This window comes from Actinoplanes sp. NPDC020271 (assembly GCF_044388125.1).
Taxonomy (GTDB): domain Bacteria; phylum Actinomycetota; class Actinomycetes; order Mycobacteriales; family Micromonosporaceae; genus Actinoplanes.
On sequence record NZ_JBIRWQ010000035.1, the window covers coordinates 52,557 to 77,361 of the forward strand.

A 24,805-nucleotide genomic window follows, 5' to 3' on the forward strand; every position below is an offset into this window, starting at 1 on the left:
CCGGAAACGGCCAGGCGAAGCCGTGGTCGTTTCCGGAGCTCTCGACGCCGGCGGCCAAGGGCGCAATGCCGCGGCGCCGGAGGCGACGCAATCCTGGATGGCGACGCAATCCTGGATGGCGACGCAATCCTGGATGGCGACGCAATCCTGGATGGCGACGCAATCCTAGATGGCCTGGCCGGAGATGAACGGGAGCCAGCCGGCGTACCAGCCGGAGAGCAGCGCCATCCCGGCGAGCAGGATCGCCAGGTCCCGGTCCTTGGCGCGGGCCAGCGCCAGGGCCGGGATCAGCAGCACCGGGAACGCGGGCAGCAGGTGCCGGCCCATCATCGAGATGTGCGCGCGAGAGCCGACCACGAGGATCAGGGTCGCCGCGGCGTAGACGGTCAGCTGCCACGGCGCGCGGCTGACCAGCAGCGCCAGCAGGATCACGAACCCGGCCAGGATCAGCACGGACAGGATGCGGATCGGTTTGTTCCCGTTGTCGTCGCCGACGCCCATCATGATGTCGGTGACCGTGGTCCAGGCCGATTTTCCCCAGTCCCATTCGGCGCCGAAGGTGTTCTGGTGGACCTCGAAATACTTGCCGACGCCGCCGAGCCGATACGACACGTACCCGATGTAGGACAGCAAACCCAGAGGGGCCAGGAGCATTGCCGCGTACGGCCGCCAGCCGCCCCGCCGTGCGACGGCCGCCACCAGAGCGGCCAGGCCGACCGTGCCGATCAGCGCGGCCGCCGTGGGCCGGCTCAGCCCGCTGAGCCCGGCGAGCAGGCCGGCGAGCAGCCAGCGTTCCTTCAGCACGGAGTAGAGGGACCAGGCGGCGAGCGCGGTGAACAGCGACTCGGTGAACGCGCCGTTCTCGGTCATCGCCGCGGGGGCGAGCGCCCACACGGCGGCGAGCAGGATGCCGGCGCGGTGGCTGTGCACGTGCCGGCCGATCGCGTAGAGGCCCCAGGCGGCGGCGATCGCGGAGACGAACGAGACGAACAGGCACGCGGCGACCGGGGAGACGAACGGCAGGTACGTCAGCGGGCGGGCCAGCCACGGGTAGAGCGGGAAGAACATCAGGCGCAGCTGGTACGGCACCCCGTCGCTGTCGACCGCCCCGAGCGGGCCGCCCACGCCCAGTTCGGCGATCTTGGTGTACCAGCGCGCGTCCCACGACACCAGCGCGTCCATGATCGAGGTGAAGCTGCGCCACTGATTGTTGATCGTCCCGTCCGGGTAGACCTCCTTGCCCGGGGCGTGCACGTGGGCGTGGCTGGCCAGCACGTACATGACGTCGAGGCTGAGCGAGCGCAGCATCAGGTAGAGCCCGACGGCGGGAGTCGCGGCCCAGGCGGCGGCGCGCAGCCGGGACAGCCGGCCGGCGGCGCCCGGCTCCGCCAGGATTTCCGGGGCCGGGACGTCTTCCTGCGCCGTGCCGGCGGGAGTGCCCGTGACGTGGGGAATCGGACGGCCCTCCAGACAGTGCGCCGATCGCGCGGCGGCGGGAGTGTTCCCGCGGTGACGCGCCGGGTATCGACGAGAATCGTGGCCGGAGACTATCGCCCCACCCCCGTGTCACGCGATCCCCCGGGCGGTCGGGGGCTCGTGCCGTACGGCTAAATCGGGTTTTTCCAGCCTTTGGCGATGATCTCGAAGATCGTTTCGACGGCGGCCCGGCGGTCCGGTCGTGTGCTGGTCAGGGCCGGGATGTCGAGGACGAAACGGGCCAGGGTGACGCACGACAGGTCGTCGGCGGGGAGGCCGGACTCGGCGGCGATGGCGGCGCCGAGCGTGGCGGTGTGCCGCGTCCACATCCGCTCGTAGTGCGTGCGCAGCGCGGGCGTGGCCTCGACCAGCGCGACGAACTCGGCGCGCTGCGGGTGCTCGGCGATCGGCAGCCAGGCGGCGAGCACGTGGCGCCGCAGCGCGTCGAGCACGCCCTCGCCGGCCGGGCGCTCGCGGATCGCGGCGATCAGCGCGGCGTCGACCTCCTGCTCCTGGTCGAAGACGAGCGCCTCCTTGCCGCTGAAGTGCTTGAACAGCGTGGTGGTGGAGACGTCGGCGGCGTCCGCGATGTCACGGATGCCGACCTGGTCGTAGCCGCGCTCGAGGAACAGGCGCAGGGCCGCGTCGGCGATCGCCTGGCGGGTGGCCGCCTTCTTGCGTTCGCGGCGGCCGACGGAAGGCTCGGTCACCGGTTGAGCGTAACCGAGAGTTGCATCGAGCACAAAGTTAACTCGTTGCACTTTTTAAACGGTTCTGCTTTTCTGGAGTCATGAAACGGATCAGCATCATCGGAGCCGGCCCCGGCGGGCTCACCTGCGCCCGCATCCTGCAACGCCACGGCGTCGCCGTGACCGTTCACGACCGCGACCCCGGCCGCGCCGCCCGTAACCAGGGCGGCACCCTCGACCTGCACGCCGACGACGGACAGGTCGCGCTGCGCGAGGCCGGCCTGCTCGACGAGTTCTTCCGCCTGTCCCGGCCCGAAGGCCAGGAGATGCGGCGGTACACGATCAGTGGCGACCTGCGCGACCACCACGTCCCCGCCCCGGGCGACCGGTTCAAACCCGAGATCGACCGCGGGGTCCTGCGCGACCTGCTGCTCGACTCGCTCGAACCCGGCACCGTGCACTGGGGTCACGCCCTCGCCACGACCGACGGGCGGACCCTGCGGTTCAAGGACGGGACGACGGCCGAGACCGACCTGGTCATAGGCGCCGACGGCGCGTTCTCCCGGGTACGGCCGGTGCTCTCCCCCGCGACACCGCAGTACACCGGGGTGTCGTTCCTGGAAGCGTGGTTCGACGACGTGGAGAACCGGCACCCGGAACTGTCCGCCCTCGTCGGTCAGGGCGGGGCGCACGCCGCCGACGGCACACGGGGACTGTTCGCCCAGCGCAACGGCGGCGGCCAGATCCGGGTCTACCTCATCCGCAGATCGCCGGCCGCCGTGACCGGGCTCAGCACCGCCACCATCCGCGCCGGGCTCCTGGACGAATTCGCCGGTTGGGCACCGTCACTGCGGCGGCTCGTGTCCGAGAACGACGGGCCGTACGTCGACCGGCCGATTCACGCGCTGCCCGTGCCGCACACCTGGGCCCCGCACCCGTGCGTCACCCTCCTCGGCGACGCCGCGCACCTGATGCCGCCGCTCGGCGTCGGGGTGAACCTGGCCATGCTCGATGCCGCCGACCTCGCGCTCGCGCTGGCCGGCGCGGGGACGATAGAGGAGGGGTTGCGTGCTTACGAGGCGGTCATGCTGCCGCGCTCGGCCGCGATCGCCAAGACCCTCGACGGCCGCGCCGACGACCTGATCGCCGCCTGAGCTCGTGCTTCAATTCCTGTCCACCCCAGCATCGTGGCGCACCACACCGCTGCGTGCGATGTACCTGATCTTGGTTGACTCTCCTCTTACCGGAGGGTGCAAACTGACCGGGTGGCAGAGTTATTGACGGTCGGGGAGTTCTCCCGGCTGACCCATCTGACGGTCAAGGCGTTACGCCACTATCACGATGTCGGAGTGCTGGAACCGGCGTGGGTCGATCCGTCGACGGGCTACCGCTACTACACGACTGAGCAGGTGGAGCCGGCTCAGTTGGTGCGCCGGCTGCGCGAGGTCCGGATGCCCGTGACCGAGGTACGGCGGGTGGTATCGGCGGCTGATCCGACGGTCCGGGACTCGATGATCGCCGCCCATCTCGACGTCCTGCGGCAGGAGCTGACGGCGACCGCGGCGGCGGTCGGGTCGTTACGGTCACTGCTGACCGGCGGCTCCGCCGGTGAGCTGACCTTCCGGCAAGCCGGAGAGCAGCAGTGTCTGCTGATCGACGGTGACGTCGATCAGGACAGTCTTACACCGTGGTGCGCCATGGCCTATCCGCTGCTGTACGCCGTGGCGGGCCGGTGGGGTCTCACGCCGAGCGGACCCGCCGGGGCCCTGTATGCCTTCGAATGGTTCCAGGCCGGGGGCCGGGTGACGGCGTTCCTGCCGGTCACCGCGCTCGCGGACGATGAGCGCCGCTGGTGCTCGGACGGTGGCACGGTGCGGTGCGGGGTGCTTCCCGCTCAACGCTCGGCGGTCGCCGTACACGCCGGGCCGTGCCGCGATCTGGATCGTACCTACGGCGCTCTGGGCCGCCAGGTGCTCGAACGCGGGATCGGGACCGCCGGCCCGGTCCGCGAGCTCTACCTGGTCACCCCGGCCGACACCGACGATCCGAGCCGGCTGCGGACCGAGGTCTGCTGGCCCGTCACCACCGAGTCGTCCTGACCTTCCCTCACCCTCGTTCAAGGAGACCCCATGCCTTTGTCGATCGCACAGATCGTCGTCGACTGCGCCGACGCGCAGAAGCTGGCCGAGTTCTGGGCACAGGCCCTCGGCCGTCCGGTCGATCCTGACGCCGGCCCGGACTTCGCCACCATCGGTCACGGTGCCTCGACCACCGGCAGCGCACCAGCGTTGATGTTCATCAAGGTCCCCGAGCCGAAGCACGGCAAGAACCGGCTGCACTTCGATCTGGCCGCTCGGCACGTGCCGCACTGGCAGGATGAGGTCGACCGGCTGCTCGCGCTCGGCGCCACCCGGGTCGATGAACACCAGGCATTCGGCTGGCATTGGGTCACCATGCGCGACCCGGAAGGTAACGAGTTCGACCTCGGTGCCGGTGCCGCGACCCCATAGATTCGCCAGTAGACCCCCGGGCTTCCGGTGGTCCACATCCTGCGCGACCTACCGGCAGCGGCAGATCCGCGCACTCGAAGGCCGATTCGGATCGCCCCGGCGATGGGTCAGCCGACGAGGGTGGCCAGGTCGGGGCCGGTGCCGCCCCGGGGGGAGACTCACCGGTGCCCGTGCACCGGTGGCCCCTGGAGCGCGTCCCGCAGCTCGCGGCGGGACGTGATGCCGAGTTTCGTGAACACCTTGCGCAGGTGCCATTCGATGGTGCGGGCGCTCAGGAACAGCTCCGCCCCGATCTCCGCATTGGACCGTCCGTCGCGGGCGCGGCGGGCGATCTGCAGCTCCTGGGTGGTGAGCTCGGCGTTCTCGGGACGCGTGCGGGCCACCACGGTCTCGCCCGTCGCGACCAGCTCCTGCCGGGCCCGGGCCGCGAAGGCCTCCGCGCCGATCGCGAGGAAGAGCTCGTGGGCCGTACGCAGATGGGATTTTGCTTCGGCGACGCGGCGTTCCTGGCGGAGCCACTCGCCGAACAGCAGGTGGGCGCGGGCCAGCGCGACCTTGCCGCGGGAGCGCGCGAGCCGGTCGATCGCCTCGCGGTAGAGCTCCTCGGCGGCCGGGCCGTCGCTGATCAGGGCGCGGGAGCGGGCGAGCGTGCCCAGGCCCCAGTCGGTGCCGCTGGGTTCGGCGGTCGACGCGAGGCGTGCGACGGCGGCGGCGGCTCTCGCGCGGTCGCCGCAGCGGGCGGCGGCTTCGACGAGTTCGGCGACGGCCCAGGCGGCGAACGCGGACTCGTCCGGTTTCGCGGTGGCGATCTCGGCCGCCCGCACCGCCTCCGGGTACCGGCCGAGGCTGTTGAGCAGCAGCGCGTCGGTCTGCTGGATCAGGGTCAGGCCGATGCCCTCGCCGCGTTCGTCGACGGTCCGCATCGCGCTGTTGATCAGCGCGGACGCCGTGGTCGCCGCGCCGCGCCAGGCCGGGACGGTGGCCGCGTCGTACGCCGGTCGGGCGATCCCGGTCGCCTCCGCGACCGCCTCGGCCTCCTCGACCAGCGCGGACGCCTCGGCGAACTCACCGGCGTGCAGGTGCGCGCTGATCCGCTGGGTCAGTGCCACCGGCAGCATGATCAGGGCGCCGGTCGCGCGGGTGTGGCGCAGGCCGAGCTCGGCGAGCGCCTCCCAGGCCTCGTCGTCCCACACCTCGTACGCGGCATGGCAGACGATCCCGAGGCAGCGCATCGCCTCGTCGGCGGGCAGTTCGTCGCGCCGGAACGCGGCGAGCGCGGTCCGCACGGCGGGCGTGCCCTTCGCGTGGCCCTCGCGGTAGAGCACCGCCAGCGCATCGACCAGCAGGTCCTGGGCCCGCGGCGGGCCGGCCGGGGGCATGGTGACCGCGGCGACCTCGGCCACGGTGGTCTCGGCGAACCGGCCGGCGAGCAGCGCGTACGTGATGGCGTCGAGATACGTCTCGCGGGCGAGCGCCGGATCGAGCCGCTCGAACCGCCGCGCGGTCTCCAGCAGCAGCACCGGCGCCTGCGCCGACCGTCCGGTCGCGAACGCCAGGTGCCCGCGCAGCTGACCGGCGTGCGCGGCCCGCAACTCGTCGGGCGTCCCGGCCTCGACCCGGTCGAGCAGGATCCGCGCCTCGGCGAGCGACCCGGCGTGCACCGACTCGGCGCTGAGCCGCCGCGCCACGAACGCCAGCACCTGCGCGGACGCCGAATCCAGCCACTGCGCGTCGTCGACGACACAGACCACCGGCCGATCCCGCGCCGCCTCGGCCAGCAGGTTCAGCACCCCCAGCCCGACCAGGAACGTGCCCGCCGCAGACCCCGCGCGCAGCCCGAACGTGGTCTCGACGGCCTCGGCCTGCGGACCCGGCAACCGGCCGAGATTCTCCAGCAGCGGCAGGCACAGCTGGTGCAGCGCGGCGTAGGGCAGCTCCATCTCGGACTCGACCCCGCCGGCCCGGACCACGCGCAGCCCGGCCGCGGACTCGACGACGTGCGCCAGCAGCGCCGACTTGCCGACCCCGGCCTCACCGACGAGCACGATCGCGTCGCTGCGGCCGTTGCGGACCGCCGCCAGCGACCCGTCGAGCTTCGCGCATTCCGTCCCGCGGCCCAGCAGCACCGTGACACCTCCCAGTCGTCCCGTGCGGATGCTAGGTCACGGAACCGCCGGTGACACCGCGTCGAGAATCACGCGACAGAGGCTGAACCCGCGCGGTCACGGCACGTTGTAAGGGAACAGGCCGGCCCGCGGCCACTCCACGAGAGCCAGCGGATTCCCCCGCGATGCAACGACAATTCTTTCCCGTACGTCGTTGTCCAGCGGCCACCACACGACGTCGTCGAGCAGCGCCCGGGCGTCGTCGGCGGCCAGCCCGCCAACCCGCAACTCCGGCAGCCCGGCCAGGGTCGCCCCGTCACCCGGGCTGCGCACCGCCACGACCAGGCCGACCGGGATCTCGCCGAGCCGATGCGCCACGAACGTCAGCAGGTCACCGGAGACCCGGTCCAGCCACTGCACGTCGTCGACGACACAGAGCAGCGGCTCCGGGCCGGCGGCCGCGTCGAGCAGCCCGAGCAGCGCCCGACCGGTCGCGCCCACCCCCGGCACCGGTCCGTGACGCAGGCCGAACGCGGTGGCCAGCGCCGCCTGCTCCGGCCCGGGCAGGCGGTCCAGGTGGTACAGCAGGGGGGCGCACAGATGCTGCAGGCCGGCGTACGCGATGCCCGACTCGGACGGGACCGCGGCCGTGCGGACCACTCGGCCCAGCGTGGCCCGTACCGTCAGATGGTCCAGCAACGTGGTCTTGCCCGAGCCCGCCTCGCCGCGCAACACCAGCACCCGCCCGCCGCGGCGGATCTCGCGCAGCAGCAGGTCGAGCCTCCGGAGTTCCCGGCGGCGGCCACGGAGCGGCGGCATCGCCGGCGAACCCGGCACGTCGGACATGACCTCCACGATCCCGGAAGCGCGGTCCGGGTCCCCCCGTGCCGGACCCTGGCCCCGGCCCGGGCCCTGGGCCGCCCGGGTTGCCGGCGTGATCGGGCGGGAGCTGTCGTGACCACCTGGACCGGTCCGCGGTAGCCCCGAAGAACACCGGTGCCGCCCCGGCCGATCACTCGCCCAGCAGACCGACGAGGACCCGGGACACCGTGTCCTCGAAGGGGGGCGGCGCCGGCAGCGGGCCGCCGGTCAGCGCGGCAGTCAGGTGGGGGTGCCGGCCCGCCGCGATCACGTGGGACAGGTAGGCGGCCTGTCGCTGCCGCGCCCCGGAGCCGGCGTTCATCTCGTGGAGGGCGAGGGCCGCGGTGAGCGTCGTCATCACGGCGAACGCCTCCAGCTTGCGGCCGGCCGCGGCCGGGTGCCCGGCCAGGACGGCGAGGACGTGTTCCAGCACGTCGGTGCCGTTCGGGCCGAGGGTCGAGCGGGTGAGCACCAGTTCCGGCAGCCACCGGTGGCGCAGCATCAGCTCCCGGCCCTGCCGGCTCACTTCCAGCAGGCCCGGGAGCCAGGGGCCGCCCGGCGCCGGCAACCGGTAGCCGGCCGCCACCTCGTCGACGATCAGGTCGAGCAGGTCGTCGCGGCTGTCGACGTAGCGGTAGAGCGACGCCGGGCCGGTGCCGAGCTCGGCCGCGATACGACGCATCGAGACGGCGGCCAGGCCCTCACGGTCGGCGAGCGTGATGGCCGCGGCGGTCACCTCCGCGCGGGACCGCTCGGCGGGGCGGCCCACTCCCGTACGCCGTTCCCGCAGCCACACCGGCACTGCCTCCATGCCACTACCCTCCCCGTCCTTCGCGAACGCCGTTACCGGAATCGAGAACGGTAGCACCGGCCGCCAGTCAGGGGATCACGACGGAGGGGCTGTGTTCCTCCCGTGGCGACGGCGCCTGCCCTGCCGGGTCCGGTCATCCCGGCTTTCGCGGGATGGCGAAGAAGGCAACGTCGTCGCCGGCATGCATTCCGCCCAGCAGGATGTCGACCGGTTCCGGACAGCGCGGTGCTCGGAACGGCACAGCTCTCGGACGCCCATGACGCGAGCCGGGCGGACCGTAGCGGGCAGTACAGCCGCCGGCGCGGCATGAGCGGACGTTCACCGCCGAGTGGTGCGGGTCGGCCGCCCCGCACACCGGCGCCGCCACTCCTCCGGCGGAGGAGTTGATCAGTTCAGGCGCTGCCGGGCGTAAGCGGTGATGGCGTCGCGGTAGTACTGCGCCAGGGCCGGGTCCTGGGCGTCGTAGCGGGTGCGGTACTGCGGGTCGTCCAGGTACAGCTGCCCCAGGCCCGCGTAGCTCGCCTTGTCCGGGCGCCAGTGCCGGGTGACAGCGCGGTAATGGTCCGCGATGACGTCGAGCGCTTCCGGTGTCCCCGGTGCCACTCCGGAGCGCAGGAGCTGAAGGACCCGTGCGTCCAGGCGCTCGCCCTCTTTCTCGGCGTCGAGGTAGTCCTGCTGCGTCCATTCCTTGGTGCGCTCGGCGGCAGCGGCGAAGTGCTCCCGCACGCCGTCGCCGTAGCGAGCGGCCAGCGCCTCCTCCGTCTCGGCCCGACGCCGGCCGAAGCCGTCGAACATCTCCGGTGCGCTCATGTCCGTCCCCTCCTGCAGGTGTTCGATGGTGCGCGCGACGGTGGCGGCCAGGCGTGCCAGGCGCTGCTGCTCGGTACGCAGCCATTCCTGGTGCCCTCGCAGGGCCTCGACCCGGTCACGCTGACCGGTGAGGACTTCGGCGATCGTCTCCAGGCCCAGCCCGAGTTCGCGTAGCAGCAGAATCTGCTGCAGGCGCAGCAACTGTGGCTGCTCGTAATAGCGGTAGCCGTTTGTTCCGACGTACGCCGGCGTCAGCAGGCCGATCGCGTCGTAGTGCCGCAGCGTGCGGGAAGTGACCCCGGCCATCTGCGCCACCTCAGTGATCGACCACGCCACCGCTGCCGTCCCTCTACGCATTCACCAGCCGGAACCGCTCCGGCCTACCCCCAAGGCTGGACCTTGACGCAACGGCAAAGTCAACGCCACACCCTCATGATCTGTGCCGGCAATTCGTGGCGGCGCAACTCCCCGCATGCGCGACTCGCGGCAGAAGCGGATACTTCCCGGACGCCTGCAGCATGATCGCTGTGTGCAGAAGCTGACGGATTGACCGGCCGGTGGTGGGACCGGCAGGTGAGTCGCTGGGACGCCGCCGTGTTCCGCCTCGTTGCTGACAATGATCTCACCTACCATCACTGCGTCGAGGTGACGTTCGCCGACGTTGCGTGGGTCAGCTGCGCCGACATGTTCCACCACCCGGTGTTCCGCTCCCCGACACCGGCCGAACGTCAGTTCGCTCGGCAAGTCGTTGCCGACCGTGGCCACCAGGTGTTCGCCTGGGACGCCGAGGCGGCAGCCGGGACGGTTCCGATCCGTGGGCCCTTCGCAGGGGCGCCACCGTGCGAGCCCGGCCACTGCATCTGCCGGTGCGGCAGTAGGGTGCCGACATGACGGTATTCGATCAAGTCGCGGCCGTTTTCTGGGGCACGGGCAGGGAAGATCTGCTGCACGACCCCCTGACCGATGAGATGGTGGCCGAGGCAGAGCGGTTGCTCGGGCTGGCCCTGCCGACCGAACTGCTGAGGCTGCTTCGGATCCGCAACGGCGGCGCGGTTGCTGACGCCTGTCGCGCTTACCCGCTGGGCACTGACAAATATGTGCTGTTCAGTCACATGGTCGGGATCGGCCTCGACCCTGACGTGGCGTCAATGCTGAACACGCCGTACCTGATCGAGGAACGGAAGCTGCCGTCCTCGATCGTGCTGATCGAAGGAGACGGACACTACTGGGTTGCGCTGGATTACCGGGAGTGCGGTCCTGGCGGGGAGCCAGCCGTCGTCCGCTTGCAGAACGACGGCGCCTGCGATGAGCGACTCGCCCCCGATTTCCGCCGTTTCATCACAGGTCTTCGACCATTCGCAAAAATTGCTGGACCGGGTCGTTCGGAAATCTGAGTGCCTTGATGCGGATCACCGCGGTCGCCGCCTCGGTCATTGCATTTGAGTTCGCCGGCATGCACTCTTGCCGGTATGAGCGTGAGCCGGTCGGCACCCGGAGGCGGTGACCGTGCCTGGCGACCGCATCGCGGCCGATCCCGGCGCCCGGGAAACGGGCCGATGCGACGCCGGCCTTCCTACCCGGCGCCTCCGGCATCGAGCATCGCCAACAACTTGACGGTTGTGGTCCAGCTGCGAATAGTCATCGATTTGTAGAGTGGCGACGTCATCATTGAACTCAGCCGGCTCTTTGTGCGCTGAGCGCTGAGACGCTCCGCATAGACCACGCCGTCACCGGGCCAGACCCGGTCGACGCCTTCCCGTGGATTGAATATGGGCATTGCCTCGGCAGCCTCGATACCCATCAGGAAAATCGCATCACTGTGGTATTTGCCCGGCTCGTCGCCGAAGCCTTTCGGCCGGTCGCCCACGACAGTCCGAAGCTGATCATGCGTGAGGACCAGGACTTTGATGAGCTCGCTGTCGAGCTGGAAGGCCCTGGGCATCGCCGCTTCGATCTCGGCCGCCACCTCTTCGGCATTCCGATCCGACGTCAGGAGGACGTTGCCGCTGGCGATGTAGGTCGAGACGTCGGAAAATCCGAGGCTCTCCAGCAACTTCTTCAGGGCCGCCATCGGAACCTTGTTCTTGCCTCCGACATTGATGCCACGGAAAAGAACCAGAAACCTCTTCACCGTGCCATTGTACCGGCGGCCGAAGGTCACGTAAAGTTATATCCGCTTTGCGCGGGAGGCACGAGTATCGGTCACCTCAATTGCCGGGCGAGGGCAGATAAATGCATCTCAAGTAGTCGAGGGTTACTCCACGACCCGCCGAGACCAAGCCGTTCCCGCGAAGATCATCGCAGCACGGTCGGTACGCGAATCCGGCATCAGGTCCCACAACTTCTCCGCCCGGTTCCGGGTTGATCCGCAAGTAGCGCACTAGCAGCCCGTGGCCGGAGTGGGATCGTCGCGGCGAAGATCTTCGGGCCGGGAACGGAGGAGGTCAGGTGCGGCCGTCGCGTTCCTGGGCTCGGGCCAGGGACCTGCGGTGCGGAACCCAGTCGGCCAGCCGCACCGGAAAACCTTCGCGCTCCAGGCGGCGCACCACCTCCGGGTCGTCGTCGACGATCACGGCTACCGTGGCTTCGGCGGCCAGACGACGTACGCGGAAAGCCTTGTAGTCCTTGGCCGGACGGCGGTCGCGGTCGGAGCGCATGAGCAGCCGACCGGCCGGCAGGTCGTGCTCTTCGAACCAGCGTTCGGTGACCGCGCGCAGCCGTTCGGGGCGCCCGGTGAGCCAGACGATGTCGTGGTCCTCGGCGTATTCGTCGACCAGCTCGACGCCGGGGCGCAGGGCCGGGTCGCGGTGCGCGGCGGCGAAGAACGCGTTCCAGTTCTTGGGGCGTTTCTCGATGTGCCGCAGCCGGTGCCGCACGTCGGCGACGACGCCGTCCACGTCGAAGACCGCGATCGGGAGGGGTGTGGTCAGCGCACACCCCCCATCAGACGGGAGATGGGACGGCTGGCCGCGGCCAGTGCGAGTCCGAGAACGATCGCCACGGCGCCGAGGATACCGAAGTACGCCGTCTCATGATCGGCGCTGTAGTAGCCGGCGAGCGTGCCCGACGCGGCGGTGCCCAGCGCGACCGAGAGGAAGAACAGCGCGACCATCTGGGTCCGGAACACGTGCGGCGCCAGTTTCGTGGTCAGCGACAGCCCGACGGGCGAGAGCAGCAGCTCGGCAATGGTGAAGACCAGCAGGATCCCGGCGAGCGCCAGCAGCGGCGTGCTGTTCGGCCCACCGCCGGCGAACGGGAGGAACAGCAGGAACGCCAGACCCATCACGACCGTACCGGCGGCGAATTTGATCGGAGAACTCGGCTGGCGGTCGCCGAGCCTGGTCCAGAGGGCGGCGAACACGCCGGAGAGCACGATCACGAAGACCGGATTGATCGACTGCACCCAGGAGACCGGCATCTCCCAGCCGCCGAGATTCCGGTCCAGCCGCTCGTCCGAGTAGATCGTGACGACCGTGAACTGCTGCTGGTAGAGCGACCAGAACGCGGCGCTGGCCAGGAACATCGGGATGAACGCGATCACGCGCCGACGTTCCTCGCCGGTGATCCGATGACTGGAAAGGATCACGATGAAGTACGCGACGGCGGCCACGACGCTGAGCACGACGACCACCGTGGAGAGCCGGTCCGCGGTCAGCCACGTCAGCGCGGAGACGACCACGGCTGCGACGCCGAGGGCGAGCACCGCCACGACGACCGGCCAGCGGTTCGCCGGCAGCGGGTTCGGGACCTCGCGGCCGGCATCGGGCAGGTTGCGCCGGCCGATCGTGTACTGGATCAGGCCGATCGCCATGCCGACCGCGGCCAGCCCGAACCCGTAGTGGAAGCCGGCGTTCTCCTGCAGCAGCCCGGTGAGCAGCGGCCCGGCCAGCGCGCCGAGGTTGATGCCCAGGTAGAACAGGGAGAACCCGGCGTCGCGGCGCTCGTCGTGCTCGCCGTAGAGGGTGCCGACCAGCGAGGTGGCGTTGGCTTTCACGCCACCGCTGCCGATCGCGATCAGCACCAGGCCGACGCCGACCCCGAACAGGCCGGGCAGCCCGGCCAGGGCGATGTGACCGAACATGACCAGGACCGCGCTGAGGAACAGCACCCGTTCCGAGCCGAGCAGCCGGTCCGCGACCCATGCGCCGAGCACGGTGGACAGATAGACCGCGCCGCCGTAGGCGCCGACGATGCTGGTGGCCGCGGCCTGATCGATGCCGAGGCCGCCCTCGGCCGCCGAGTAGTACAGGTAGATCAGCAGGATGCCCTGCATGCCGTAGAACGAGAAGCGTTCCCACAGTTCCACGCCGAACAGGTTGGCCAGCGGGCGGGGCTGACCGAAGAACGTCTTGCCGGAACGCGCGATCGGCTCTGCACTGGCCATGACCGCCGGATACCCGGTGGCGCCACCGGGCAACCGCCATGAGTCACGTCACGTTCCGGCCCGGCGGCGCACCGACCCGCAAGACCCGGCCGCCAGGTGGCGGGCCTTCCCGCATCAGCGGCACCGTGCGCGTGCTCAGGAACAGCTCGGCCCGGGCGTCCACATTCGACCGCCCGGCGTGCGTCCGCCCCGCGATCTCCCGCTCGCGGGCCGTGACCTCCACCGGGGCGGGCGCCACGGCCGGGCGGGGCGCGACGCCGGCGGCGGTCAGGGCGCGTTCCGTGCGGGCGGTGAACGCCTCCGGCCGCCGCGAACGCCTCCGGATACGTGTCCGTGGCGCGGGCCAGGTCCGGCGCCAGACGTCTACGGCCGGGCGTCACTCGCGGGACAGCAAGTGGCTCACCTCGGGCGGGCCGTCGGCGAACGCGTGGGCCCGCTCCTCCACGGCCTGATCCGTTCCGGTCAGGCGGCCGGTGTGCTGGCGCAGGTGCTCGTCCCAGCTCGGCACCAGGTACACCTCCACGAACCGGCCCGGTTTCTCGCCGTCGCGGAACAGGCCCCAGCGCACCGCACCGGTTCGCAGGCGGCTGCGGCGCACATCGCGCATCGCCGCCACGAACGCCTCCTCCCGGTCCGGGCTGACCGGGTAGCTCGCCGTCACCAGCACCGGCGCGTCATGCTCGCCCGGTGCCAACTCCAGGTGCGGCTCGGGCCAGAAGACGGCCGGTTCCCGGTTCAGGCCGCTGGTGTCGCGCATCGGCCACCAGCGCAGGGTGATCACGCCGGCCAGCATCAGGACGGTCGCGGCGACCATGGCGATCATCAGCCCCGACACGTCGGAGAGCGCACCCCACACCACTGATCCGGTGGCCTGCGCACCGGCGAAGACCATCTGGTAGACGGCGAGGCCGCGAGCCCGTACCCAGTTCGGCAGGAACAGCTGCATGGCCGCGTTCACGCTGGACAGCACCATCACCCAGGCGATCCCGGCCGGGATCAGCGCGACGACCACCGCGGCCTCGGAGCCGACCAGGCCGAGAACGGCGAGGACCGCCGCGAACACGACACTCGCGATCAGCAGCAGCCGGTTGATCGACCAGCGCGCCCGCATCCACGGCAGCAGCAGTGCGCCCAGGACCGCGCCGGCGCCGACCGCGGCGAGCAGCACCCCGTACCCGCCCGAGCCGAGGCCCAGCCGGCGGCTGGCGACCAGCGGCAGCAGCGCCCACAACGCGCTGCCCGGGACCAGGAAGAACGCGGCCCGCAGCAGGATCCGCTGGACGACCGGGGCGTGCCGCACGTACCGGCTGCCGGCCCGCACCGCCGCGGTGAACGGCTCCGGCATCCCGGCCGCGTCGTCGGCCTCGCGCCGCCACCGCCACAGCACCACGGCGAACACCGCGAACGTCACCGTGTTGAGCCCGAACACCACGCCCGTCCCGGCCCGGGCGATCAGCACCCCGGCCACCGCCGGTCCCACCGCGCGGGCCAGGTTCACGCTGATCGCCCCGAGCGCGGATGCCGACGCCAGCTGCGAGCGCGGCACCAGTTCCGGGATGACCGCCTGCCAGGCCGGTGCGGTCAGCGCCTGCCCGGCCCCGAGCACGAACGTCAGCGTCAGCAGCAGGCTCGGCGGCATGTGCCCGGCCACGGTCAGCACCGTGAGCAGCACACCGACCGCGGTCAGGAACACCTGCACGGCGATCAGCAGCCGACGCCGGTCGAACGTGTCGGCCAGCGCCCCGGACGGCAACGCCAGCAGCACGATCGGCAGCGTGCTGGCCGTCTGCACCACCGCGACCAGCGTGTCCGTCCCGGAGTGCTCGACCAGCAGCCACTGCGCGCCGACGGTCTGCATCCAGGTTCCGATGTTGCTGGCCAGCAGCGCCAGCCACAGACTCCGGAAAGCCGCCACTCTCAACGGCGCCCACGCCGACGGTGCCTCTACGCTCACCGCTAGAAATTACCCGCGGTTCGCGCGGCCTGTCAGACCGGTGATCCGCCCGTCGGTCAGCACCGCCCGCCACGGCGCGCCGTGGCCGGTGGTCGCTCGACGAGCACCGGGTTCGCGGGATTGTCATCCTGCCCGGCCGGCCGGCCACGGTCTGCTGGGCGAGCCGGGTGGCGACGGGGACACGTGTCGCGAGTCCTCCCGATCACGCCGCCCGTGGTGATCACGACCCCGCGCCGTACGCGCCGACAACCTGACCGCCGCCCCGCATCGCACCAGATGCTCACCGCTTCAGGAAACTCTCCGGAACAGCCGGCCGGCCAGGTCCGCGCCGATCACGCGGCCGTGCTCGTCGCGGGTGAAGAAACCACGCTGCCCGGCCAGGCCGCCTTCGGTGATCACGTATTCGTCGCCGGGGAGCAGGCCCATCGCGGCCGCCTCGTAGTCCGGCGGCATGTCCGACTCGGACGCCGCACGAATCGCCGGCTTGATCCCCACCGCCAGGGTCAGCGCGTCACCGTGCGTCACGATCTCCAGATCCATCGCGTCCAGCTCGTAGCGGCCCGCGACCTCACGGGCGCGCTCCACGTCGTACCCGCAAGGGTGGATCTCCTTCTCGACGAGGCCGAGGTGATCTTCCAAGGCCCGGCGCACGACGGCCTGGTTCGCCAGGTAGCCGCCAGGGCCCGCGTTGGCCAGACTGACCACTGCGAAGTCGCGATCGGGCACCAGCAGCAGCTCGGCGAACTGCCCGTTGCCCGAGCCGCCGTGACCGACAGTGCTCACCCCGCCGACGTCACGCACGAACCAGCCGATCCCGAACGCGTCACCGAGCGTGCTGGCCCGCAACGCGACGGTCGGCTCAGCCATGACCCGCAGATCGGCCGAGTCGAGGTGGTGCCGCGCCCAGCGCAGCAGGTCACTCACGCACGACGCGATACCGCCGCCCGGATTGTTGCCACGGGACCCGGCCGGATGCCCTGCCCACGGACGCGCCGTCTGCCACACTCCGTCACCGTCGCGATGGTGGCCGACCGCGAGCCGGTGCAGCACGACTTCGTCGAGACCGAAACAGGTCCGCTGCAACCCTGCGGGCCGCAGGGCGAGATCTCCGACGATCTGCTCGTACGGCCGGTCGGCCGCTTTCTCCAGAACCCGCCCGAGCAGGTTGTAGCCGGCCTGACTGTACGACGCGCGCACACCCGGAGCCGCGATGATCGGCAGCCGGTGCAGTTCCGCGACGAAACCCTCCAGGGTGCCGTCGGTCCCGTCGATCAGATTCCAGTCCAGCCCCGCGGTGTGATTCAGCAGGTGACGCACCGTGATCTCGGCCGCGCTGGCCGGGTCGGCGAGGCGGAGCTCCGGCAGGTAGTCACGCACCCGCGCGGACAGGTCGAGCTTTCCCTGCCCGGCGAGCCGGACCGCGGCGGTCGCGGTGAACGTCTTGGTCACCGACGCCAGATGGAACAGTGTGTTCTCGTTGACCGGCCGCGGGTCGTCGAGGTTGGTGAGGCCGTGACCGGCGTAGACGTACCGGTCGCCGTGCAGGATGCCCGCGGCCATGCCCGGGATGTCATGTTCTTCGGCGATCTCGGCCAGTTTCATGTTCTCCCCCATGCCTCTTGAACTATGTTCAAGTTACGCCACCGCTTGAACATAGTTCAAGTAGTATTCACGGCATGCCCCGCAACACCCTGACGCCCGGCCAGATCGTCCACGCCGCCATCGAACTCCTCGACGAGCAGGGCCTCGACGGGCTCAACATGCGCAGCCTCGGCCAGCGGCTCGGCAGCGCCGCCACCGCCGTCTACTGGCACATCAAGACCAAGGACGACCTGGTTCGGCTCGCCGCCGACGCGGTCTGGGCCGAGATCGCCCTTCCGGACGTGTCCGCCCGCTGGCGCCCGGCCGCGACCGCGCTGGCCACCGGCATGCACCAGATGTGCGGACGGCATCCGTGGCTGGGGCAGGCCATCGGCAGCTACCTGGTCTACGGGCCGGCCAAGGCCCGCTACGACGACCGCTGCCTGGCCCTCTACGAAAAAGCCGGGTTCTCCCCCGCCGACGCCGACCGGGCCGCGGCGACGATTTTCGTGTACGCGCTGGGCAGCGCCCTCGGACCCGCCGCCCGGATCTCCCTGACCCGTCGCCTGCCGCCCGAGGCCCTGAGCGAGGCGATGACCGCGGCCCGGTCCGTCGGCGAGGAGTTCCCACACGTGCGTTCCCGCCTCACCACGACAGCCGGTAAGGAGTATGCCGCCGCCCCGGACGACACATTCCGTTTCGGCTTGGAGTCGATCCTCGACGGCTTCGCCGCCCGCCTGCAACCGGTGCAGTCTTAGACCGATCTGCACGAGTGCAAGCAGTTCGACAGGCCCCAGCGCCATGACGGCCAACGTCGCGCCGGGCGGTCATGAGCTGACCGATTCGACAGGCCCAGCGCCATGACGGCCATCGTCGCGCCGGGCGGTCATGAGCTGACCGAGACGCTTCCGCCGGCCGCCGGTAGCGCCGCGGCCCGCGTCTACAACGGCCGGCGGGTGCGCCGCTCACCGCGTCGGCTCCGCGGGCTCCAGAATCCAGCTCTCCCGGGAAGAGCTGGTAGTGGATCAGACCTCGATCCGGGCCGGCTCGGTGCCGATGGCCGGGCGCAGGCCGGGATGGTTCGCGTACTCGTTGATGGTCCGGGCCAGCAGGTGCGCGTCGGCGCCGACAGCCGGCAGGACGGCCGGCCCCACGAGGCGCCAGCCGCGGCGGCGAACCAGGCCGGGGCGCGCCAGGGAAAGGTCGACGCGCCGGCCCCCAGGGGAAACGGTCGTGTACGGTTCCAGGGCGTCCCACGGGACGAAGAGGGAGCCGTAGGGCCGGCGGTCGGTGATGCCGTCCGGGGTGAGCCGGGTCTCGAACCGGGCCAGCGCCCGTCTCCAGTAGGCGGCAGTCATCCCGCCGATGATCGACACGCTGCCGGCGAACATCCACCACAGGTCCGGTTCGTCGGTGGCGGCCACCAGCATCTCGATCAGCAGCGGGACGACGAAGAACGTGTAGAGCACGGTGCCGAGGACGACGCCCGGGCTGGTCGGGACGTCGAGAGCGGGAACCTCGGGCCGCGCCACCAGTCCCGCCGGACGGAAGGAGCGGACGGCGACGACCACCGGAACGAACAGGACGAAGACCGGCAGGAAGGCGATCACCGCGTGGCCGGCATTCCCGGTGGCGCGCAGGAGCACCTGGAGGGCGACCGCGGTCACCAGTGCCATGATCAGCACCGCCGATCGCCGCCGTGCCACCCACCCGAGAATGTTGATCATCATGTCCGCAGGCTAGGTGGGGGTGGCCACGGGCATAACCGGGCAATCAGCGGATCAGCGGCGCCGACCGGCGGACTTGGCCCGGTACATCGCCGCGTCGGCCTCACGCAGCAGGTGATCGGAATCGGCCGGGCCGTCGCCGGAGACGGCGACGCCGATGCTCACGCCGACCGACACCGTGCGACCGTCGATCGCGATCGGCTCGGCGACCGCCTTCTGGATGGCGTCACACACCCGCTGGTACGCGTCCGGGTGGGTCAAACCATCGATGAGCACCACGAACTCGTCGCCGCCGAGCCGGGCGACCGTGTCGCTGCGGCGCAGCAGTGCGGTCAGGCGGCGGGCGACCTCGATCAGCAGCACGTCCCCGGCGGCGTGCCCGAGGGAGTCGTTGACCGCCTTGAAGCCGTCCAGGTCGAGCAGCAGGACCGCGAACCGGTAGCCGGGCTCGCGACCGGCCCGCCCCTCGGCCTGCGCGAGGCGGTCCTCCAGCAGGACCCGGTTCGGCAGGCCGGTCAGGTGGTCGCGCAGCGCCGCGGTGCGCAGACGTTCCTCCTGCTCACGCAGGGCCGCCATCATCACCTGGTAGTCCAGCGCGGAGGCGAGCAGCGCGCCGGACTGATTCATCGTCTCGCGGCCGGGCGGGGTGGCCGACTGGATGCGGCTGACCGCGGCGAGCATCCCCCAGTCCTTCGTGCGGGAGCGGATCGGGACGGTGAACACGATGTCGCCGGCCGCGCCGTCGGCCCGCGCGAACAACGCGGCCGGTGGGAAACGCACGACGGGCACCTCGGCATCCGGGGCGCCGACGCCGATCCGGAACTCCCCCACGAGCCGCAGATGGTCCTTCTCCAGATCGTCGTCCCACAAGCCGAGGCAGCCGGCTGACGCCGGCGTCAATCCGAGCCAGGCGAGCGTACGGGCGTCGGCCTGCTGCGTGCCGAGAAGCGCGATGCCCAGCTCGTACTGGATGTTCAGGGTGCTCTGCAGGTACTGCACCTGGGTGAACAACTCGCGGGTGTGCGGCTCGGAGACGGGCAGCCCCGCGTCGGGGCAACCGCACGAACGCCGCGGCTGGAAGACCGTCGGCACCTGCACGAGCGTCGCCGTCCCACCGGCCAGCAGCTCGTAGGCGGCCGCGCCGACCCGGTCGAGCGGCTGGCGCACGCTGGAGAGCGCGGGCCGCAGATAGGCGGCGTCGGCGATGTCGTCGAACCCTACGACCGCCAGGTCGCCGGGCACGTCGTGTCCCGTGGCGATCATCCGGCCGATGAGCCCCATCGCGTTGCGGTCGGTGCCGAGCACGATCGCGGTGGCCGGCATCCCCGCCGCGATCAGCGTGTCCGCGACGGCCACCCCGCCGCTCTCGTGGTTGTCACCGGTGTCGAAGAGCAGCTCCGGGTCGGGCGTGATGCCGTGCGCGAGCAGCCCCTCCCGGTACCCCTCGTGGCGTTCACGCAGGTCGAAGTGGGTCAGGTAGCCGGCGAACGCGATGCGTCGGTGACCGTTTTCAATCAGGTGCGCGACCGCTTCTCGGACGCCGCTGCGGTTGTCGGCGAGCACCACCGACGCGCCCGTGTCGCCGGCGTCCTGCGCGACCATGACGACCGGGAGGCCGGCTCGGCGCGCCGCCGCCGCGTAGTCCGCGCCGATCGCGCCGGGCAGCACCACGAGCCCGTCGAGATGATCCCAGGCCAGCGGCCGCCGGAAGTCGGGCAGGCCGCTGCGGTCGGCGCTGTGCGCACCCGGGTCCAGGGTCTGCATGGCCATGACACGGTCACCACCGGCCACCGCGGCGGTGTTGATGCCCTCCACGATCGCCCCGTAGTAGTCACCACCGACAAAAGGCGACAAAATTCCGAAGGTACGGCCACTCACCGCCCCATGATCCCTTGCCGCGCGCCCCGCGCGGCAGAGAAGCCCACGATTCCCGTACGCCCGGAAGGTTTTGACATCGACGGGTGTCAGCGCGACCCGAGCGGGTAACCACAACGGGATGCCAGGCGGAGCTGCGCGCGGAGAGGACGGGACGACTCGACACGTCGTCCGGTTGCTGACGCTGCTCGGTGTCGCCGTCGCGGCGTACCTCCTGTTGACGCTTTTTGATCACGCGGCTCGGGCTGACACCGGCTCGCCCGGTCAGCCGCTGAACCCGGTCGGCGCCGTCAAGGAGGTGGCAGGCACCGCCACGAAGGCCGTTCCGAAGCCGAAGCCGCCGGTGCGGAAAACAAGCGCACCGCGGACGGCGGCGCCGAAACCGGCCGTTTCGAAGCTGACCACGTCGAAGCAGCACGTGAGGAAGCGGGCGTTCTCGAACCTGACCACGCCGAAGCAGGTCGTGAGGAAGCGGGCGTTCTCGAACCTGACCACGCCGAAGCAGGTCGTGAAGAAGCCGGCGTTCTCGAACCTGACCACGCCGAAGCAGGTCGTGAAGAAGCCGGCGTTCTCGAAGCCGGACGCGACGAAGTTGATCCCGAAGAGGACGGGAACGCCGACAGTTGCCGTTCCCAGGCTGCAGAAGCAGGTCGACAAGACGGTCCGGCCGGTGCGCGTCACGATCGGGACGGTTGGCCGGACCACGTCCGAGGCGGGCCGGGCCACGGTGACCCTCGCGCAAACGCTGGTCGCCCGGCCGACGGTGTTGCCTTCCGCAGTGCTTCCTTCTGTGGTCGGGCCGGTCGGGCTGCCGCAGGTCCAGGTTCCGCCGGTCCAGGTTCCGCCGGTCCAGCTGCCGCCGGTCCAGGTTCCGCAGGTCCAGGTTCCGCCGGTCCAGCTGCCGCCGGTCCAAGTGCCGCAGGTCCAAGTGCCGCAGGCACAGACAGCGGAGGTTCAGACAGGGACACCTCAGACGGCGCGGATTCGGACACCGGCCCTGGCCACCGCCTCTCCCCCGCGCCCGGTGAGGTCCGCGGTGCCGGGAGTGGCCGGTGTGCACGCCCGGACTGATGCGCAGACTCGGCCGCGAACCGCCCCGGGCCCGGCGGCGCCGGGGACTCCGGACGACCGGTCCGCGCCTGGTGGACAGGTGCGTGACTCCGGTGGTGGCAACGCGTTCGCGGCGGGGACCGTCGCGGCGCCGTGGTGGCCTGAGATGACGGCCACCGGACGTACCGTATCGGCGGATTTTGATGCTCGTGGGCGCAGTGTCCGCTACGCGGGTCCGCCCAGCTGAACGACCTCCCGCACGAAACCGGAAGACCGGCCGGCGTGAGTCCGGCCGTCCCGAACTTCGGCTGGGAGGCCATCCGTGATCCGCATTCTGCTCGTCGAACCCGTGAATCTGCTCCGCGGCGCTCTCGCCGCCACCCTTTCCCTGGAAGAGGACCTGGACGTGGTCGCCGACCTGAGCGCTCTCGACCAGGCGCCCGGCATGGCCCGCGCCGTGTCGCCCGACATGACCGTCGTCGCCGCCGCGGTGCTGGCCGACGGCGGGCCGGGCACGATCGCCCGGCTCAAAGCCGAGCAGCCCGGCTGCGCCACGCTGGTGCTGGCCGGGCCGGACGATCCGAACCTGCTCAATCAGGCCCTGGAACTACGTGTCGACGGTGTCGTCGGTACCCAGGCCGCGCCGTGCGAGCTGGTCCGTGCCATCCGGCGACTCGCCCGGGGTGAGCGGGTCATCGACGCGGACCTGGCGGTGGCGATGGTTACCGCGACCCGCAGTCCGCTGTCGCCGCGGGAGCTCAACGTGCTCAGCGTGGCCGCGTCCGGGGTTCCGTCGACCGAGGTCGCCGCGACGCTGCACCTGAGCGCCGGCACTGTGCGCAACTACATCTCGGCGATCCTGCGCAAGACCGGCGCCCGCAACCGCTTGGAGGCGGTCCGACTCGCCGAGGGCGCCGGCTGGCTGCGCTGACAGCGACGCACGGGAAGCGGCTCACGGTGGCAGCGTGGCGGGAAGCAGCGGCGCGCAACGGCGGCGGGGAACCGAGGGCGCCCGACGACGGCGGGAAACCGAGGGGGCGCCCGACGGCGGCGGGAAACGGCGGCGCAGCCGCACCTGGCGGGGTGCGGCTGCGCCTGTTCGAGCACGGCCCGACACGGATGCCGGTGCGGACGGGTCAGAGCCGGCCGAGCAGGGCCAGGATCGCGTTGAGCAGCGCGGCCAGGCCGCCCGCGGTCGGGGTGCCGTCGAGAAGGTGGGTGATCGCGCACAGCAGGTTGCCGAGCAGGTTCCCGGCGGCCTGCACCGCGGTGATCACCAGGTGCACCTGGTTGAGGTCGACCACCAGACCGAGCAGGTCGAGGTGCAGCGGCCCGAGGACCAGGTTCAGCACCTGGCAGGTCGCCGCCGCGATCGTCACGGGCAGAGCGACGGTACGGGTGACGGTGCCGACGGTCGCGCCGGACGCGTCGCTGACCGTGCCGGTGAGCACGCCCGTGGCCAGCAGCTCCGAGCCCTGGGTGGTGAACTTCGACGGGGTGAACGTGCCGGCGAACGCACCGCCGTCGGCTGCCGTTCCGGTGATCGGGGTGGCGAGGGCGGTCACCGGCGCCGGAGCCGCGGCCGGGGCGGCGCTGGCCGCCGTTCCGGCGCCCGTGAAGCTGAGTCCCAGCGCCGCGAGCAAGGTCACGGCGACCATCGATAGCCGTTGCCGAGATGTCATCGTTCCTCCTGCTGACAGATGTTCTGTTGACATCGACAAGCCTCGCTCCCGCAGCGGACCGGCCCCAGTGAGCGCTGTCATCGAAAGAGCGTGACCGGAGTCAGGCGGGATGCTGACAACTGTCATCCGTGCAGGAGTCGCGCGGCCTCGGCAGCCCGGACGTGCAGGCCTTTCGCGACGGCCGGGGCCACCCGGCCGGCCGGGACACCGCCGCGGACGACACCGGGTCGTGTTTCGCACTGTCTGACGGCGGGCTGACGCGCGTTCCCCGTGACGCTAAGTTCCGATGATGACTGCGAGTCCATATGAGACCGTCATGGGGTTCATCGTGGGGCCCTGGCTGGCTCAGGCCGTACGCGCGGCGGTTGATCTGAATCTGGCCGAGCACCTGGCCGGTGGGCCACGGACGGCGGCCGAGATCGCCGCGGCCGAGGGCTCGGATCCGGACGCGACCGCGCGGTTCCTGCGGGCCTGCGCGTCGCTCGGGCTCGTCACGGCCACCGGGAACGGGTTCGCCGGCACCGGCACCCTGGCTGTCCTGCACCGGGACGCGCCGCTGTCGCTGCGGGACCTGGCCGCGTCGCAGTCCAGCCCGACCATGTGGCAGACGTGGGCGCGGATCCCGGAGGCGATCCGCAGCGGCGAGGCGCAGACCGAGAAGGCGCTCGGCATGTCGTTCTTCGACTACCTGGCCGCGCACCCGGACCAGGGCGCGATCTTCGGGGCGGCGATGGCGAGCATGTCGGCGCCGATCATCGCGCAGGCCGTCGAGGTGATCGACGTGTCCGGCGCGCGCACGGTGGTCGACGTGGGTGGCGCCCACGGGTCGTACGCGCTGGCCCTGCTCGCGAAGCATCCAGCGCTCGACGCGGTCGTGCTCGATCTGCCGCACGCCGTGCCCGGGGCTGAGGCGGCCGCCGCCGAGCGCGGGCTGACGGACCGGGTGACCGCGGTGGCCGGGGACTTCTTCAAGGCGGTCCCGGAGGGTGACGTGCTGCTGCTGAAGTTCATCCTGCACGACTGGGCCGACGACGACGCCGAGCGCATCCTGCTGAACTGCCGGGATGCCCTGCGGGCGGGCGGACGGATCGTGATCACCGAGATCGTCATCGACGACCGGGCGACCGGGATGGCGCCGTTGATGGACATCGCCATGCTCGCCACCTCGGGCAGCCGCGAGCGGACCCTCGCCGAGTTCGACGCGCTGCTGGGCCGGGCCGGCCTGCGGCGGACCACGGTCACCGCACTGGAACCGCCGTACTCGGTGATCGAGGCGGTGGCAGCGTAGGA

The 24,805-nt window shown here is 71.1% G+C and carries 23 protein-coding genes; 7 read left to right on the forward strand and 16 right to left on the reverse strand.

Annotation, left to right across the window (positions count from 1 at the left end; genetic code table 11):
- Window positions 1–165: 165 nt before the first annotated feature.
- Window positions 166–1,308, reverse strand: a complete 1,143-nt coding sequence (locus ACH442_RS42915; protein ID WP_396343917.1) for a glycosyltransferase family 39 protein — start codon at window positions 1,306–1,308, stop codon at window positions 166–168.
- A 299-nt stretch (window positions 1,309–1,607) separates the two neighbouring features.
- Window positions 1,608–2,186, reverse strand: a complete 579-nt coding sequence (locus ACH442_RS42920) for a TetR/AcrR family transcriptional regulator (protein WP_396343918.1) — start codon at window positions 2,184–2,186, stop codon at window positions 1,608–1,610.
- An 80-nt stretch (window positions 2,187–2,266) separates the two neighbouring features.
- Here ACH442_RS42920 and ACH442_RS42925 point away from each other — a divergent pair, with 80 nt between their 5' ends.
- The 3 genes from ACH442_RS42925 to ACH442_RS42935 all read left to right on the forward strand — a co-directional run bounded on the left by ACH442_RS42925 (window position 2,267) and on the right by ACH442_RS42935 (window position 4,675).
- Entirely contained in the window at window positions 2,267–3,319 is a 1,053-nt protein-coding gene (locus tag ACH442_RS42925; RefSeq protein ID WP_396343919.1) for an FAD-dependent oxidoreductase, read from the forward strand.
- A 111-nt stretch (window positions 3,320–3,430) separates the two neighbouring features.
- Window positions 3,431–4,264 carry a MerR family transcriptional regulator gene (locus ACH442_RS42930; protein WP_396343920.1) on the forward strand — a complete coding sequence of 278 codons (834 nt, stop codon included), beginning with the start codon at window positions 3,431–3,433 and terminating at the stop codon, window positions 4,262–4,264.
- A 30-nt stretch (window positions 4,265–4,294) separates the two neighbouring features.
- Window positions 4,295–4,675 carry a VOC family protein gene (locus tag ACH442_RS42935; RefSeq protein WP_396343921.1) on the forward strand — a complete coding sequence of 127 codons (381 nt, stop codon included), beginning with the start codon at window positions 4,295–4,297 and terminating at the stop codon, window positions 4,673–4,675.
- A gap of 158 nt (window positions 4,676–4,833) precedes the next feature.
- On the opposite strand, the gene ACH442_RS42940 is transcribed toward ACH442_RS42935, so the two are convergent.
- The 4 genes from ACH442_RS42940 to ACH442_RS42955 form a co-directional block, all read right to left on the reverse strand.
- Window positions 4,834–6,801 carry an AAA family ATPase gene (locus ACH442_RS42940; protein WP_396343922.1) on the reverse strand — a complete coding sequence of 656 codons (1,968 nt, stop codon included), beginning with the start codon at window positions 6,799–6,801 and terminating at the stop codon, window positions 4,834–4,836.
- A gap of 96 nt (window positions 6,802–6,897) precedes the next feature.
- Window positions 6,898–7,626 (reverse strand): AAA family ATPase, encoded by a 729-nt coding sequence (locus tag ACH442_RS42945; RefSeq protein WP_396343923.1) that lies wholly within the window; start codon window positions 7,624–7,626, stop codon window positions 6,898–6,900.
- Between the two features lie 166 nt (window positions 7,627–7,792).
- Window positions 7,793–8,452, reverse strand: coding sequence for a TetR/AcrR family transcriptional regulator (locus tag ACH442_RS42950; RefSeq protein WP_396343924.1), 660 nt, complete (start codon window positions 8,450–8,452; stop codon window positions 7,793–7,795).
- 387 nt (window positions 8,453–8,839) lie between these two features.
- The gene (locus ACH442_RS42955; RefSeq protein WP_396343925.1) at window positions 8,840–9,598 is read right to left on the reverse strand and encodes a TipAS antibiotic-recognition domain-containing protein; all 759 of its coding nucleotides are present in this window, start codon (window positions 9,596–9,598) and stop codon (window positions 8,840–8,842) included.
- Window positions 9,599–10,149: 551 nt separating this feature from the next.
- Between ACH442_RS42955 and ACH442_RS42960 the strand changes: the two genes are divergently transcribed.
- On the forward strand, window positions 10,150–10,656 hold the full coding sequence (locus ACH442_RS42960; protein ID WP_396343926.1) for an SMI1/KNR4 family protein: 507 nt from the start codon (window positions 10,150–10,152) through the stop codon (window positions 10,654–10,656).
- A 179-nt stretch (window positions 10,657–10,835) separates the two neighbouring features.
- Here ACH442_RS42960 and ACH442_RS42965 read toward each other — a convergent pair whose 3' ends face one another.
- From ACH442_RS42965 to ACH442_RS42990, 6 genes are all read right to left on the reverse strand, one after another.
- Window positions 10,836–11,393 (reverse strand): DUF1697 domain-containing protein, encoded by a 558-nt coding sequence (locus ACH442_RS42965; RefSeq protein ID WP_396343927.1) that lies wholly within the window; start codon window positions 11,391–11,393, stop codon window positions 10,836–10,838.
- Window positions 11,394–11,706: 313 nt separating this feature from the next.
- Window positions 11,707–12,159, reverse strand: a complete 453-nt coding sequence (locus ACH442_RS42970; RefSeq protein ID WP_396343928.1) for a hypothetical protein — start codon at window positions 12,157–12,159, stop codon at window positions 11,707–11,709.
- Between the two features lie 29 nt (window positions 12,160–12,188).
- Window positions 12,189–13,646, reverse strand: coding sequence for a peptide MFS transporter (locus ACH442_RS42975; RefSeq protein ID WP_396343929.1), 1,458 nt, complete (start codon window positions 13,644–13,646; stop codon window positions 12,189–12,191).
- Between the two features lie 43 nt (window positions 13,647–13,689).
- Window positions 13,690–13,869 carry a hypothetical protein gene (locus tag ACH442_RS42980; protein WP_396343930.1) on the reverse strand — a complete coding sequence of 60 codons (180 nt, stop codon included), beginning with the start codon at window positions 13,867–13,869 and terminating at the stop codon, window positions 13,690–13,692.
- Between the two features lie 153 nt (window positions 13,870–14,022).
- Window positions 14,023–15,600 (reverse strand): MFS transporter, encoded by a 1,578-nt coding sequence (locus tag ACH442_RS42985; protein WP_396343931.1) that lies wholly within the window; start codon window positions 15,598–15,600, stop codon window positions 14,023–14,025.
- 288 nt (window positions 15,601–15,888) lie between these two features.
- Entirely contained in the window at window positions 15,889–17,214 is a 1,326-nt protein-coding gene (locus ACH442_RS42990; RefSeq protein WP_396343932.1) for a serine hydrolase domain-containing protein, read from the reverse strand.
- Between the two features lie 62 nt (window positions 17,215–17,276).
- On the opposite strand from ACH442_RS42990, the gene ACH442_RS42995 reads away from it, so the two are divergent.
- Window positions 17,277–17,939, forward strand: coding sequence for a TetR/AcrR family transcriptional regulator (locus ACH442_RS42995; protein ID WP_396343933.1), 663 nt, complete (start codon window positions 17,277–17,279; stop codon window positions 17,937–17,939).
- Window positions 17,940–18,206: 267 nt separating this feature from the next.
- Here the strand turns inward: ACH442_RS42995 and ACH442_RS43000 are convergent, their stop codons facing one another.
- From ACH442_RS43000 to ACH442_RS43010, 3 genes are all read right to left on the reverse strand, one after another.
- Complete coding sequence (locus ACH442_RS43000; RefSeq protein WP_396343934.1) at window positions 18,207–18,911, reverse strand: hypothetical protein; 705 nt, start codon at window positions 18,909–18,911, stop codon at window positions 18,207–18,209.
- Between the two features lie 51 nt (window positions 18,912–18,962).
- Complete coding sequence (locus ACH442_RS43005; protein WP_396343935.1) at window positions 18,963–20,786, reverse strand: diguanylate cyclase domain-containing protein; 1,824 nt, start codon at window positions 20,784–20,786, stop codon at window positions 18,963–18,965.
- Window positions 20,787–21,047: 261 nt separating this feature from the next.
- Window positions 21,048–21,464, reverse strand: coding sequence for a hypothetical protein (locus ACH442_RS43010; RefSeq protein ID WP_396343936.1), 417 nt, complete (start codon window positions 21,462–21,464; stop codon window positions 21,048–21,050).
- Between the two features lie 691 nt (window positions 21,465–22,155).
- Between ACH442_RS43010 and ACH442_RS43015 the strand changes: the two genes are divergently transcribed.
- The gene (locus ACH442_RS43015) at window positions 22,156–22,764 is read left to right on the forward strand and encodes a response regulator transcription factor (protein ID WP_396343937.1); all 609 of its coding nucleotides are present in this window, start codon (window positions 22,156–22,158) and stop codon (window positions 22,762–22,764) included.
- A gap of 205 nt (window positions 22,765–22,969) precedes the next feature.
- Here the strand turns inward: ACH442_RS43015 and ACH442_RS43020 are convergent, their stop codons facing one another.
- Complete coding sequence (locus tag ACH442_RS43020; RefSeq protein ID WP_396343938.1) at window positions 22,970–23,515, reverse strand: hypothetical protein; 546 nt, start codon at window positions 23,513–23,515, stop codon at window positions 22,970–22,972.
- 316 nt (window positions 23,516–23,831) lie between these two features.
- On the opposite strand from ACH442_RS43020, the gene ACH442_RS43025 reads away from it, so the two are divergent.
- A complete protein-coding gene (locus tag ACH442_RS43025; RefSeq protein WP_396343939.1) occupies window positions 23,832–24,803 on the forward strand; it encodes a methyltransferase in 972 nt (323 codons plus the stop codon).
- Window positions 24,804–24,805: the final 2 nt, after the last annotated feature.

Coding starts and splice junctions, on each gene's coding strand:
- ACH442_RS42915 (WP_396343917.1), bottom strand. CDS start 1,308: ATGCTGCGCTCGCTCAGCCTCGACGTCATGTACGTGCTGGCCAGCCAC.
- ACH442_RS42925 (WP_396343919.1), top strand. CDS start 2,267: ATGAAACGGATCAGCATCATCGGAGCCGGCCCCGGCGGGCTCACCTGC.
- ACH442_RS42935 (WP_396343921.1), top strand. CDS start 4,295: ATGCCTTTGTCGATCGCACAGATCGTCGTCGACTGCGCCGACGCGCAG.
- ACH442_RS42945 (WP_396343923.1), bottom strand. CDS start 7,626: ATGTCCGACGTGCCGGGTTCGCCGGCGATGCCGCCGCTCCGTGGCCGC.
- ACH442_RS42950 (WP_396343924.1), bottom strand. CDS start 8,452: ATGGAGGCAGTGCCGGTGTGGCTGCGGGAACGGCGTACGGGAGTGGGC.
- ACH442_RS42960 (WP_396343926.1), top strand. CDS start 10,150: ATGACGGTATTCGATCAAGTCGCGGCCGTTTTCTGGGGCACGGGCAGG.
- ACH442_RS42975 (WP_396343929.1), bottom strand. CDS start 13,646: ATGGCCAGTGCAGAGCCGATCGCGCGTTCCGGCAAGACGTTCTTCGGT.
- ACH442_RS42990 (WP_396343932.1), bottom strand. CDS start 17,214: ATGGGGGAGAACATGAAACTGGCCGAGATCGCCGAAGAACATGACATC.
- ACH442_RS42995 (WP_396343933.1), top strand. CDS start 17,277: ATGCCCCGCAACACCCTGACGCCCGGCCAGATCGTCCACGCCGCCATC.
- ACH442_RS43000 (WP_396343934.1), bottom strand. CDS start 18,911: ATGATGATCAACATTCTCGGGTGGGTGGCACGGCGGCGATCGGCGGTG.
- ACH442_RS43020 (WP_396343938.1), bottom strand. CDS start 23,515: ATGACATCTCGGCAACGGCTATCGATGGTCGCCGTGACCTTGCTCGCG.
- ACH442_RS43025 (WP_396343939.1), top strand. CDS start 23,832: ATGGGGTTCATCGTGGGGCCCTGGCTGGCTCAGGCCGTACGCGCGGCG.